Source organism: Streptomyces sp. AC512_CC834, assembly GCF_019049325.1.
Taxonomy (GTDB): domain Bacteria; phylum Actinomycetota; class Actinomycetes; order Streptomycetales; family Streptomycetaceae; genus Streptomyces.
Map to the genome: position 1 here is coordinate 163876 of NZ_JAGMUO010000101.1, position 12681 is coordinate 176556.

7 protein-coding genes and 1 pseudogene are annotated in these 12681 nt (G+C 70.5%); 6 read left to right on the forward strand and 2 right to left on the reverse strand.

The features are described 5' to 3' along the window. Positions 1 to 101 precede the first annotated feature (101 nt). From KUM40_RS33030 to KUM40_RS33050, 5 genes are all read left to right on the forward strand, one after another. Positions 102 to 4139, forward strand: a complete 4038-nt coding sequence (locus KUM40_RS33030; protein ID WP_217169967.1) for an Rne/Rng family ribonuclease — start codon at positions 102 to 104, stop codon at positions 4137 to 4139. Between the two features lie 388 nt (positions 4140 to 4527). Further along, positions 4528 to 4848 (forward strand): 50S ribosomal protein L21, encoded by a 321-nt coding sequence (gene rplU, locus KUM40_RS33035; RefSeq protein WP_217169968.1) that lies wholly within the window; start codon positions 4528 to 4530, stop codon positions 4846 to 4848. A gap of 14 nt (positions 4849 to 4862) precedes the next feature. Next, positions 4863 to 5117, forward strand: coding sequence for a 50S ribosomal protein L27 (rpmA, locus tag KUM40_RS33040; protein WP_003976205.1), 255 nt, complete (start codon positions 4863 to 4865; stop codon positions 5115 to 5117). Positions 5118 to 5229: 112 nt separating this feature from the next. Beyond that, a complete protein-coding gene (obgE, locus tag KUM40_RS33045; RefSeq protein WP_217169969.1) occupies positions 5230 to 6666 on the forward strand; it encodes a GTPase ObgE in 1437 nt (478 codons plus the stop codon). 313 nt (positions 6667 to 6979) lie between these two features. Then, the gene (locus KUM40_RS33050) at positions 6980 to 9175 is read left to right on the forward strand and encodes an acyltransferase family protein (RefSeq protein WP_254396008.1); all 2196 of its coding nucleotides are present in this window, start codon (positions 6980 to 6982) and stop codon (positions 9173 to 9175) included. Between the two features lie 121 nt (positions 9176 to 9296). Here KUM40_RS33050 and KUM40_RS33055 read toward each other — a convergent pair whose 3' ends face one another. Then, the gene (locus tag KUM40_RS33055) at positions 9297 to 10922 is read right to left on the reverse strand and encodes a hypothetical protein (RefSeq protein ID WP_308401288.1); all 1626 of its coding nucleotides are present in this window, start codon (positions 10920 to 10922) and stop codon (positions 9297 to 9299) included. A 50-nt stretch (positions 10923 to 10972) separates the two neighbouring features. Continuing rightward, positions 10973 to 11917 (reverse strand): CDP-alcohol phosphatidyltransferase family protein, encoded by a 945-nt coding sequence (locus tag KUM40_RS33060; RefSeq protein ID WP_217169971.1) that lies wholly within the window; start codon positions 11915 to 11917, stop codon positions 10973 to 10975. A 390-nt stretch (positions 11918 to 12307) separates the two neighbouring features. Between KUM40_RS33060 and KUM40_RS33065 the strand changes: the two are divergent. After that, a pseudogene (locus KUM40_RS33065) lies at positions 12308 to 12681 on the forward strand (sugar phosphotransferase); the annotation flags it as partial.

The following is a 12681-nucleotide window of genomic DNA, read 5'->3' on the forward strand; positions in this document are numbered from 1 at the left end:
GGCGACCGCGCATCGCGCGAGCCGCGGACGTCACCGGCGGTCGACATGATCGATGCCGGACCAGGCGCGGCGCCCGGGAGCCTGACGGGAGAAACCCCCGCATGCTCGAACCGACCGAACCCACCGAGTCGTCGACCACCTCGACGGACTCCAATGCGAACACCCCCAGCGACACCCTGCCGCCGCGTCGTCGGCGCAGGGCCGCGTCCCGCCCGGCGGGTCCGCCGTCCGGTGCCTCCGAGGCGACGGCGGAGACCGTCGCGCCGACCGAGGTGACCCCGGTGACCGACGAGGCCGGGGAGACGGAGGAGGCGGAGGTCGAAGAGACCGCCGCCGAGGCATCCGAGACCGAGACGGCACCGGAGCCCGTTGCCGCCGCCCGGCCGCGTCGCCGAGCGGTACGCCGTGCCTCCGCGCCCACCGGGACCCCGGCGTCGGAGGAGGCGGCCGAGACCGTCGTCTCCGCGTCCGCGTCCGCAGCCGCTGAGACGCCGGCGCGGTCCGCCGAGGCCGGTGAGGTCACCGAGGGTGCCGCTCCGCGCCGTACCCGGCGTCGTGCCACGCGCAGTGTGACCTCGGCCACCGAGCAGGCCGCCGCGACGCCGGACACCGAGGCCGCCGCGGTGACCCCCGAGCCCGTCGAGACGCCCGCGCCCGCCGAGGCGGAGGAGGCCGCGCCCAAGGGCCGTGCCCGCCGTCGTGCGACGCGCCGCGTGTCCGCTCCGAGCGAGGCGCCCGCCGAGGCCGCCGCCGAGGTGAGTGAACCCGCGCCCGCCACCGAGCCCGAGGCCGCCGCGCCCGCCGAGCCCGTCGAGGACGCCGCTCCGCGTCGTGCGCGCCGCCGGTCCACCCGTAAGGCCGCCACCGGTTTCGCCGCCCCGGCGCAGACCGCCGCCGCGGCCTCCGACGAGGCGGACGCTCCCAAGCGTCCGTCGCGTCCCGCGGTCGCCGTGTTCCAGGCGCCCGTGTTCGCCGAGCCCCAGTTCCAGACGCCCGAGCGGGCCGCCGCCGAGGCCGCCGCGGAGGCGGCCGGTACCGAGCCCGCGAAGGCGGTCGAGGAGCCCAAGGAGTCTCAGGAGGCCCCGGAGGAGCAGCCCGCCGGATCGCGGCGGCGCCGCAAGCGCCGGGGTGCCGCGGCCGAGGAGGCCGCCGAGGAGCGGGCCACCGCCGCCGTCACCCGGGACGAGCCGGCTGCCAAGCGCGGCGCGGACGCCGACTCCGAGACCGGCACCGACACCGACTCCGACTCCGACTCCGACGGGTCGGGCGAGGAGCAGGACGACGCCGACGGCTTCGAGGACTCCGGCTCGCGCCGTCGCCGTCGCCGGGGCGGCCGTCGCCGCCGCCGGGGTGACTCCGCCGACGGCGACCTGACGGACGGCGATGCCGAGCACGCGGCCGCCGAGCAGGCCGACAGGGACGCCGCGGACAGCGCCGAGCAGACGGAGGAGGACGCCGAGGACGGCGAGGACGCCTCCGGCGAGAGCGGCGGCTCCAGCAGCAGCCGGCGCCGTCGTCGCCGTCGCCGCAGGGCCGGGGACGGCTCGGGTGACTCCGAGGCCTCCACCGACGACCCCGAGCGCACCGTGGTCAAGGTCCGCGAGCCCCGGCCGAAGGCGGAGCCGTCCGACGAGGTGCAGTCCATCAAGGGCTCGACCCGTCTGGAAGCCAAGAAGCAGCGCCGCCGGGAGGGCCGCGAGCAGGGCCGCCGGCGCGTGCCGATCATCACCGAGGCCGAGTTCCTGGCCCGCCGCGAGGCCGTCGAGCGCGTCATGGTCGTCCGCCAGCACGGCGAGCGCACCCAGATCGGCGTCCTGGAGGACGGGGTGCTCGTCGAGCACTACGTCAACAAGGAGCAGGCCACCTCGTACGTCGGCAACGTCTACCTCGGCAAGGTGCAGAACGTGCTGCCGTCGATGGAGGCCGCCTTCATCGACATCGGCAAGGGCCGCAACGCCGTCCTGTACGCCGGTGAGGTCAACTTCGAGGCGCTGGGCATGTCGGGCGGCCCGCGTCGCATCGAGTCCGCGCTGAAGTCCGGCCAGTCGGTCCTCGTGCAGGTCACCAAGGACCCGATCGGCCACAAGGGCGCCCGCCTGACCAGCCAGGTCTCGCTGCCCGGCCGCTACCTGGTCTACGTGCCCGAGGGCTCGATGACCGGCATCAGCCGCAAGCTGCCCGACACCGAGCGGTCCCGGCTGAAGACGATCCTGAAGAAGATCGTCCCCGAGGACGCGGGCGTCATCGTGCGCACCGCCGCCGAGGGCGCCAGCGAGGAGGAGCTGCGCCGCGACGTCGAGCGGCTCCAGGGCCAGTGGGAGGACATCCAGAAGAAGGCGAAGAGCGGCGGCAGTTCCAACGCGCCCACGCTGCTCTACGGCGAGCCGGACATGACCGTCCGGGTCGTGCGCGACATCTTCAACGAGGACTTCACCAAGGTCGTCGTCAGCGGTGACGAGGCCTGGCAGACCATCCACGGCTACGTGGCCCACGTGGCGCCGGACCTCGCCGACCGGCTGTCCAAGTGGACCAGCGAGGTCGACGTCTTCGCCACGTACCGGATCGACGAGCAGCTCGCCAAGGCGCTGGACCGCAAGGTCTGGCTGCCCAGCGGCGGTTCGCTGGTGATCGACCGGACCGAGGCGATGATCGTCGTCGACGTCAACACCGGCAAGTTCACCGGTCAGGGCGGCAACCTCGAGGAGACGGTCACCAGGAACAACCTGGAGGCGGCCGAGGAGATCGTGCGCCAGCTCAGGCTGCGCGACCTCGGCGGCATCATCGTCATCGACTTCATCGACATGGTGCTCGAGTCCAACCGGGACCTGGTGCTGCGGCGCCTGCTGGAATGCCTGGGCCGGGACCGGACCAAGCACCAGGTGGCCGAGGTGACCTCGCTGGGTCTGGTCCAGATGACGCGCAAGCGGGTCGGCCAGGGTCTGCTGGAGTCGTTCTCGGAGACCTGCGTCCACTGCAACGGTCGCGGTGTCATCGTGCACCTCGACCAGCCGGCCGCCGCCGGTGCCGGTGGCGGGGGCGGGAGCAAGCGCCGCGGCAAGCGGGCGCGTGCCGGTGCCGACCAGCCGCACGAGCACGAGCACGAGGCCGTGGCCGGGGTCGAGACCGGCCCGACCGCGGAGCAGGAGGCGGACACCGAGTCGGAGTCCGAGGTGGCCGCCGAGGTGGCCGAGCCGGTCGCCCTCCCGGCGCCCGACTACAGCGCGGACGAGGAGCTGTACAGCAGCGCCGCGGAGGCCGAGGCCGCCGCCACGCGCGGTCGCGGCCGGCGTCGCGCCGGCCGGCGGGCGTCCGCTCCGGCGGGTGCGCCCAAGGCCGCGAAGGGCGAGGCCGTCCGTGCCGAGGCCCCGACCGCGCAGGACGTCACGGTGAAGGAGGAGGTCGAGCGTCCCGTGCGGCGCGAGAGCGCCGCCGAGGTGCTGGCCGAGCCCGCCGCCGTCGAGGACGCGCTCTCCGGCGCCCCGGCCCCGGCTGCGGCCTCTGCTTCGGCCGAGGCACCGGCGCCCGTGTCCGAGGAGGCGGCGCCCAAGGGCCGTACCCGCCGTCGGGCCACCCGGAAGGTGTCCGCACCGGCCGGTTCGCCCACGGGAGCCGAGGCCGCCGTACTGACGGTCCCGGAGACCGCGGCGCCCGAGCAGCCCGAGCAGGCACCCGAGGCTCCCGCCGCCGCCGAGGCGTCCGCCGAGCCGTCGGGCACGGCGGCCGAGAGCGCGGCCCCGGCCCGCCCGCGGCGCCGGGCGGTGCGCAAGCCCACCACCTCCACCGCGTCCGAGGAGGCGGCCGTCGTGGTCGTCCCGGCCACGGCCGAGGAACCGGCCGGACAGCCGGTGGACGCTTCGGAGGCGGAGAGCGCCGAGGAGAGCGCCGAGGCGGCCGCCCCGGCCAAGAAGGCGGCGGCCCGCAAGACGGCCAAGAAGGCGACGGCGAAGAAGGCCGCCACCAAGAAGACCGCGGCCAAGGAGACGACGACCGCGAAGAAGGCCACGGCGAAGAAGGCGGCGAAGACGACGACCGCCAAGAAGGCGGCCAAGACGACGACCGCCAAGAAGACGGCGTCGAAGAAGACCGCGGCCGCCGCCCAGCAGGCACCGTCCTCGGTCAGCGCCCCGACGGAGGACTGACGGCGGCACAGTCACGGAAGAAGAACACCACGGCGCGGGTCCCGGCGGGGCCCGCGCCGTGCTGGTGCGCACCTACCGGAGAGGCACCTACCGGAGAGGCACCTACCGGAGAGGCACCTACCGGAGGTGCCTCTCCGGAGTCATCCCGGCGGCCGGGCCGCATCGCCCGGGAGACGGGCGCGGCGAGCCGTACGGGGCCCGGTTTGACCCCCCAGGCCGGGCCCCGTAACCTTGACCGTCGGCGTGTCGACTGGCACGTCACATCCCCGTAAACCCCTTTCCCTTCCGGGTGCGGGCCCTCGTGGCCCCGGCCGGGAGAGGCCGTCCGTGTTGTACCGGGCGGCTGGACTGCGGGGGTGCCGTTTCCGAGCGAGAGAGTGAGATCCGCGTGTACGCCATCGTGCGCAGCGGTGGTCGCCAGCACAAGGTTGCTGTCGGCGACACCGTTGAGGTTGACAAGATTTCCACCGCCCAGGTAGGCGACACGGTCGAGCTCTCGACCCTGCTCGTTGTCGACGGCGACGCTGTGACCAGCGACCCGTGGGTGCTGGCCGGCATCAAGGTCCAGGCCGAGGTCGTGGACCACCACAAGGGCCAGAAGATCGACATTCTGCGCTACAAGAACAAGACCGGCTACCGCCGTCGTCAGGGCCACCGCCAGCAGTACACGGCGATCAAGGTCACTGAGATTCCCGCGGCTGCGAAGTAAGGGACTGAGGAGACATGGCACACAAGAAGGGCGCATCGTCCACCCGGAACGGTCGCGACTCCAATGCCCAGCGGCTCGGCGTGAAGCGCTTCGGCGGTCAGGCCGTCAACGCGGGTGAGATCCTGGTCCGCCAGCGTGGCACCCACTTCCACCCGGGCGCCGGCGTCGGCCGCGGCGGCGACGACACGCTGTTCGCCCTGCAGGCCGGTGCGGTGCAGTTCGGCACCCACCGTGGCCGCAAGGTCGTGAACATCGTTCCGGTCGCCTGATCGGAAGCTTTCGCGAGGCGGGCCTCACTTCCCCCCAGGGGAAGCGGGTCCGCCTTTCGCGTGTTGACCAAGAGACATTCCCGGCAGTAAGCAGTAACTGGAGGCACATCCCATGACCACCTTCGTGGACCGCGTCGAGCTGCACGTCGCCGCGGGTAGCGGAGGCCACGGCTGTGCCTCCGTCCACCGTGAGAAGTTCAAGCCGCTCGGCGGTCCGGACGGCGGCAACGGCGGCCGGGGCGGCGACGTGATCCTCACCGTCGACCAGTCGGTGACCACGCTCCTCGACTACCACCACTCCCCGCACCGCAAGGCCACGGCCGGCAAGCCCGGCGAGGGCGGCAACCGCTCCGGCAAGGACGGCCAGGACCTGGTCCTGCCCGTGCCCGACGGCACCGTCGTCCTCGACGGCGCGGGCAACGTGCTGGCCGACCTGGTCGGCCACGGCACCTCCTACGTCGCGGCCCAGGGTGGCCGGGGCGGCCTCGGCAACGCGGCGCTCGCCTCCGCGCGGCGCAAGGCGCCCGGCTTCGCGCTGCTCGGTGTGCCCGGCGGCCTCCAGGACATCCACCTGGAGCTGAAGACCGTCGCCGACGTGGCGCTGGTCGGCTACCCGAGCGCCGGCAAGTCCTCGCTGATCGCCGTACTGAGCGCGGCCAAGCCGAAGATCGCCGACTACCCCTTCACGACGCTCGTCCCGAACCTGGGCGTGGTGACCGCGGGCGAGACCGTGTACACCGTCGCGGACGTCCCCGGTCTCATCCCCGGTGCCAGCCAGGGCAAGGGCCTCGGTCTGGAGTTCCTGCGGCACGTGGAGCGGTGCAGCGTGCTGGTGCACGTCCTGGACACGGCGACGCTGGAGTCCGAGCGCGACCCGGTCTCCGACCTGGACATCATCGAGGCCGAGCTGAGCGAGTACGGCGGCCTGGACAACCGGCCCCGGATCGTCGTCCTCAACAAGATCGACGTACCCGACGGCAAGGATCTCGCGGAGATGGTCCGGCCCGACCTGGAGGCGCGCGGCTACCAGGTCTTCGAGGTGTCGGCGGTGGCCCACATGGGCCTCAGGGAGCTGTCCTTCGCGCTGGCCGAGCTGGTCGCCCAGGCGCGTGCCGCCCGGCCCAAGGACGAGTCGACGCGGATCGTCATCCGGCCCAAGGCGGTGGACGACGCCGGTTTCACCGTCACCCGCGAGGAGGACGGCCTGTTCCGGGTGCGCGGCGAGAAGCCCGAACGCTGGGTGCGCCAGACCGACTTCAGCAACGACGAGGCCGTCGGCTACCTCTCCGACCGGCTCAACCGCCTCGGTGTCGAGGAGCGGTTGATGAAGGCGGGCGCCCGTAACGGCGACGGCGTGGCCATCGGCCCCGAGGACAACGCGGTCGTCTTCGACTGGGAGCCGTCGGTGTCGGCCGGCGCCGAGATGCTCGGCCGCCGCGGCGAGGACCACCGCTTCGAGGCGCCCCGCCCGGCCGCCCAGCGGCGCCGGGAGCGGGACGCCGAACGCGACGAGGCGCAGCAGGAGTTCGACGGCTTCGAGCCGTTCTGAGAGGTTCGTGCGCGAGGCGCATCTCCGGGTCGTACGGCGGGCGAAGCGGCGTGTTCTTCGGAACGTCGCTTCGCGGCCATGCAGCGGCCATGCAGCGGCCATGCAGCGGCCATGCGGCGGCCATGTCGCGGTCTGCTGTGGTCCACCTCTCATCTCTGACCCACCCGTTCGTGATGACGGTGTGATTGGGTACCGTCTCCGCGAGCGCAAGTTCGAGTATCCGGCTCCGGAGCGAACACCGGCACACGCCGGTCCCCCCACGGCGACGAGCCGCCGGACCCTGTCGTAGGCGCACTTGCCCGCCTCGACGCCCATGAGCAAGGAGAGCCTCACGGTGCCCGTCCGCCGTCTCGCGAGCCCACCGCGGCCTGATACCGAAGACAGCCAGGCCGTCCCCGAACCGCAGGACGGTGTTCCCGCGGACCGTGGGAAACGTCCCGCCCCGGCATCGGGCGGTGCCGGACTGAGGCTGGACATCCAGGGCCTGCGCGCGGTGGCCGTCTCGCTCGTGGTGTTCGCCCACTCGGGCGTGTCCTCCCTGGCCGGCGGGTACGTCGGTGTGGACGTCTTCTTCGTGATCTCCGGCTTCCTGATCACGTCGCTGATGCTCCGCGAGTGGGGCCGGGACGGCCGGATCTCGTTGAGCCGCTTCTATGCCCGCCGAGCGCTGCGCCTGCTGCCGGCCTCCACCCTCGTCGTCGTGGCGACGCTGGCGGGCTCCTGGCTCTTCCTGGGACCGCTCCGCTTCGCCGAGTACGCCAAGGACGCCATCGCCTCCGCGTGGTACGTCGTCAACTTCCGGTTGGCCGATGCCGGTACCGACTACTTCAACACGGACGTGCCGCCCTCGCCGTTCCAGCACTTCTGGTCGCTCGCGGTCGAGGAGCAGTTCTACCTGATCTGGCCCATCGTCCTGATCATCGCCCTCAAGATCTTCCGGCGCCGGGTTCTCCTCACCATCCCCCTGCTCGCCCTCGCCGCGGTCTCCTTCGCCCTCAACCTGCAGCTCACCGAATCCTCCCCCTCCTGGGCCTACTTCGGCTCCCAGGGGCGGATCTGGGAGCTGGCGGTGGGTGCTCTGGTGGCGCTGGCGGCGAACCGGCTCGACGCGATTCCACGCCCCGTCGCGGCGGCTCTGAGCTGGGCCGGCCTGGCTGCCATCGGCTACGCGGCGGTGGCCTTCGACGACGACACCGTCTTCCCCGGCCACAACGCCGCGATCCCCGTCCTCGGTGCCGCCGCCGTCCTCGCCGGAGGCGCGGTGGCCGGGCGTTACGGTGCGGCCGCGGTCCTGTCGCTGCGCCCCGCCGTCTGGATCGGTGGCATCTCCTACGCCTGGTACCTCTGGCACTGGCCGCTCATCGTCATCGTTCCGGCCGCCGCCGGTTTCGGCGAGCACGACGGTCCGCTGCGGCTCGTCGCCGCACTGTGCGGTATCGGTCTCGCCTGGTCGACCCTGCGTCTGGTCGAGGACCCGATGCGCTTCCACCGCGCCTTCAAGGCCCGTGCCGGCCGGGGTCTCTCGCTGGGTCTGGGCCTGTCGGCCGTCGCGGCAGCGGTCGCGGTGGTCGCCGTGCAGTTCCCGCCGAGTCTGACCTCGGGCGGCGAGCGGCAGGATACGAAGGAGGTCATCGCGCAGGCGCCGGACCACCACGCGGCGCTGACCCGACTGCTGGAACAGCCGGTGGACAAGCTGCCGTCCAACCTCGAGCCGAGCCTGCACGACGTGGCCTACAAGCGGACCGCGGTGTACACCGACGACTGCGCGCTGACCATGGAGGATGTGAAGCAGACCCAGCCCTGTCTGTACGGCGACACCTCGGCCGAGCGCACGGTGGTGCTCTTCGGGGACTCACACGTCGCGCAGTGGTTCCCGGCGCTCGACGCGATCGCCCGCGAGCACCACTGGCGCCTCTACTCGTTCACCAAGAACGCCTGCAAGATCGCCCAGATCACCATCGAGTACAACAAGGGCCCGTACTCGACGTGCGACGACTGGCGTGCGGTGACCCTGGAAAAGATCCTGAAGATGGATCCCGAGCTGGTCATCACGTCGAGCTCCAACTCGGCGAAGCTGTGGGGCGAGGGCGACACGGCCACCGAATGGGGCAAGGGGCAGGCCGAGACGTACCGCAGGCTCCAGCGGGGCGGGATCCAGGTGCTCACCCTGCTGGACAATCCCTGGCCCAAGAACAACGCGGTGGACTGTGCGGTGGCGCACCCGAAGGACTTGAGCGCCTGCGCCCGTCCCCGTTCGGAAGCCGACCCCAAGCCCGACGTGACGAAGGCACTCGTCGCCGCGGCGAAGGCCGAGGACGTGACGGTCATCGACCCCTACGACTGGGTCTGCGCACCGTCCGGCAACTGCCCGATCGTGGCGGGCAACACCATGGTCTACCGGGACTTCGGCCACCTGGCGGACGGCTTCGTCGAGGCGCTGACCCCGGTCGTGGAGGACCGGCTGCTGCGGTTGTTCGGTGCGGACCTGAGCCGGCACCCGGGGGCCTGAACCAGCGAGCCCGGGGGCCTGAACAGCGATCCCGGGGGCCTGAACCAGCGAACCCGGGGCCCTGTCCGTCGGTGGTGACGCCGACGGGCAGGGCCCCGGGGTTTCGTGCGGGCGGTGCTTCTCAGCCGGCCTTGCCCAGGACGACCGACCCGGCCTTCTTGGTGAACAACGAGCCGCCCGCGCTCATCGAGACGAGCATCCGGTACCGGCCGGCCGGTACCGAGGACACGTCGACTCCGCTCTCCCCGGGGGTACTGAAGTACCCGGAATGGTAGGTTCCGACGTCCCCGGCCGCTACGTGCGGACGTGTCGCCCCGGCGTTCTTCTTGGCTTCGAGCGGGAACGAGAAACACCCATGCCGTCCCTGGAGGACGAGGTAGTACATGGCGTGGTTCTTCTTCTCCGCGTTTCTTCCGGGAAGGAAGAACACCCCTTCCGCGTGGACGAGCCGGTCACGCTTCCAGGAGTTCTGCAAGGAGAAGCGAACGCCGTCCGTGTCACTGCCGACGACGCTGCGCCTGGTCAGTTTGACCCCGTTCTTGTTTCCCCTGACGATCAGTTCCGAATCGCCCATGGAATGGCGTACGTCGATGATCCTCTGCGCGATCAGACGGGTCCTGCGCTCGATCTTCTCGTCGGGGCTCGAGACGCATATGGAGGCTTCGAAGGTACCGTGGGGGAGCGACTCGAAGGTCACGTCCTCGCCGGTCCTGAACCCGCCCTCCGCGTATTCGCAGAAGTGCTGGTCGAAATAGTCCCGGTAGAGCCGGATCTCCTCGGTCGACTCCAGCGGCCAGGCCCAGGATTCGCCCCGCCGTTCCAGGACGAGACGCTTGACCTCTTTCGCCTCGCCCTCCCGGGAAACGCCCGGGATGAACGCGTGCCCGCTCAGCCGGGCGTGACCGTCCGCGAAGGACGCCCGGGCGAGAACCGCGAGGGCGGTGTCTTCCTGCCGGAGTCCCGCGAGGTACTCGCCCGCCTTCTCCTGGTCCTCGGGCCCCGGCCCTATCCGGATGTCGCCCCAGCGTGGCGCCGCGCCTTCGGTCAGCGCGTAGACGATGCTCAGAATGGATGGCAGGCCCTGCCTGACCACCTCGTCGTGCCGCCGCACCGTGGGGGACTCCACGAAGAGGAAGTTGTAGTTCTCGTATCTGCGCAGCGCCGGCAGGAAGTGCTTCACCTCCTGCTCGTACTGGTAATCCCCGGGGGACGAGACGACATAGACGTTCCGGTCGAAGTCCGTCTCCTTGTCGAGCAGGTCCCTCATCACGGCGTCCATGGTGGCGACGTTCTCGGCCGACTGGCCTTCGCCGAGTACCGCGTCCCCCAACTGGCCGTGACCGTGCGAGTAGCTGCCGAGGAAGTACTGCGGAGTGGATGCCACGATGTTCCTGAAGTCGTACTTCAGTCCGTAGTAGAGAGCCGCACTACCCCCCTTCGACGCCCCCAGCAGGGTCACCCGGTCCCGGGGGACCCCCAGTCGCTCCATAAAGCTCTCGATGAGCGTCCGAATGGAGTCCGAAACCGTGAAGTCCATGTCTCGGGCGACGTAGTACGAGGCCCCGCCGTCGAAATGGTCGCGAATTCTCAGGATGTGGCACTGGACACTGTCGAGGGCGTTGCCGAATCCGTACTTGCTGCCCACCGACGAGAAGACCACGAGGAGACCGCGGTGGTCTCCGCGAGCCGGACGGTACTGGAACTCGACAGGCCACTTCCCGTGCACTTCCGTGGCTTCGGTGTACACGTGCTGACGCTGAGACGCGTAGTTCGGGGAAAGCGGTGGAAAGGGATCGGTCATGCGAGCGATGCCTGTTCCGAGGGGTCCATCTGCTGGATCTTGTCTTCGAGTTCCGCCTGGTCGTAGCCGGCCATGGTGCGCTCGAAACTGCGCGCGGTGAGCAGGAGCCGGTAGACGACAAGGGCCTCGAAAGCGAGAAGAAGAACGCCCGCCACAACCGTCGGCCACAGGATGGCGTTGGCCAGCGGCGCGATGATGAAGATCGTCATCTGGAACTCGATGCCGCTGAACAGATGGGTGCGGATGCGGTGGCCGATCAGGAAGTCACGGAGTGGCACGTAGCCAGGGATCCGCGTGACGAACGACTGTTGCGGAGACGATGTGGCGGGTGCGGGCCCCGCGGGCTGTCCGGCCGGGGATTCCGGGAGGTGCTGCTCACCGGCCGCCGGAGCCGGGTCGTCCGAAACCGGCTGGTCAAACCCGAGGTCCTGGGCCCGCTGCAGCAGCTTCTCCCGCATGTTGTGGCGGACCTTGTGTATCTCGAGGGCGTCCATGTACCGCAGCATGTCGAGAAACACGACGGCCAGTGCCAGCCAGATGAAGGTGGGGTCGTCGGTCTGCGCGAACTGCCCGCCCATGAGGGCGATGGCGCATATGAGTACACGGACCCGGTCGAAGATGTAGTCGAGCCAGGCGCCGAATTCCGAACCGTTCCCGGTGAGACGGGCGAGTTTGCCGTCCATGCAGTCGAGGATGAAGCTGATGTGGTAGACGACCGCGCCGGCCACCAGCCACTGCCAATCACCCTGCGCGAAGCACGCCGCTGCCCCGATGCCCAGTACGAGTGCGGCCCACGTGATCTGGTTCGGAGTCACCCGCGTCCACTTGGCGGTCCACCGGACCAGAGGGGTGGCTACGGGGTCGACCAGAAGCACGGTCCACCAGGCGTCTCGCTGCTTCTCCGTGAGGCGGCGGACTTCGGAGAGTGAAGGTACATGCATGACGGTAAGTCTGCACGCTCGTCCGAACGTTGCGCTCTCAAACGTGAGTGTGGGCTACGTCACTGTGATGTGGATCCCAGGTGACAACCGGGTGAATGCCGAGAGGGAGTCATATGTAGGGATCGAGGGGGATGTGGGGCCGGTCCCGGGGTGTCCAGTCCATCCGGTGCGGGCAACGGTTGAGGAAACTCCGCCGGTAGCGTCGGCGAACTCTGTCGAACAAGGATCTGATGCGCTGCTGTAAGATTCCGCTTCGCGGCTCGACCCCGGGGGAGCCTTGCCGCTCCTCATGTGGCGCCGTAATGGGGCTGCAGCGGACTTCGCTGCTGGTTGTCGCGATCTCCCCGTCATGTAGCCGCATTGGGACTCGCCGAGAGGTATGGGATTGAAGTGAGTGTGCGTACCCGCATCGGGAGCAGTCTGAAGTCGCGGACCAAGAGCGCGGTGCTCGCGCAGAAGCGCCGGGCGTGGCTGTTGCGGGTGACGCGGCAGCGTCAGGGGCTGTTGCGGACCGACGCCCGAGCTCGCCAGGTGGTGGCCGACGACGGCGAGCCGTTGTGGGGCCGGGTGGTCGAGGGGTTTTCGGCGGCGGGTGCGGCGGCGGAGAATCTGGGGTTGGTCGCGGATGCTCTGGAGCGGGCGGGTGTCGCGTATTTCGTGGTGCCGGGTGTGTCGCGGGTGTCGTGGTCGGTGGGTGTGCGGGCGGCGGATCGTGAGGCGTTTTTGGCGTCGATGCGTTCGTTGTACGGGGGGAGTGTTGTTTT

Excerpts from the sequence above, each read along its gene's own strand:
- KUM40_RS33030 (WP_217169967.1), top strand. The coding sequence starts at position 102 with ATGCTCGAACCGACCGAACCCACCGAGTCGTCGACCACCTCGACGGAC.
- rpmA (WP_003976205.1), top strand. The coding sequence starts at position 4,863 with ATGGCACACAAGAAGGGCGCATCGTCCACCCGGAACGGTCGCGACTCC.
- obgE (WP_217169969.1), top strand. The coding sequence starts at position 5,230 with ATGACCACCTTCGTGGACCGCGTCGAGCTGCACGTCGCCGCGGGTAGC.
- KUM40_RS33050 (WP_254396008.1), top strand. The coding sequence starts at position 6,980 with ATGAGCAAGGAGAGCCTCACGGTGCCCGTCCGCCGTCTCGCGAGCCCA.
- KUM40_RS33060 (WP_217169971.1), bottom strand. The coding sequence starts at position 11,917 with ATGCATGTACCTTCACTCTCCGAAGTCCGCCGCCTCACGGAGAAGCAG.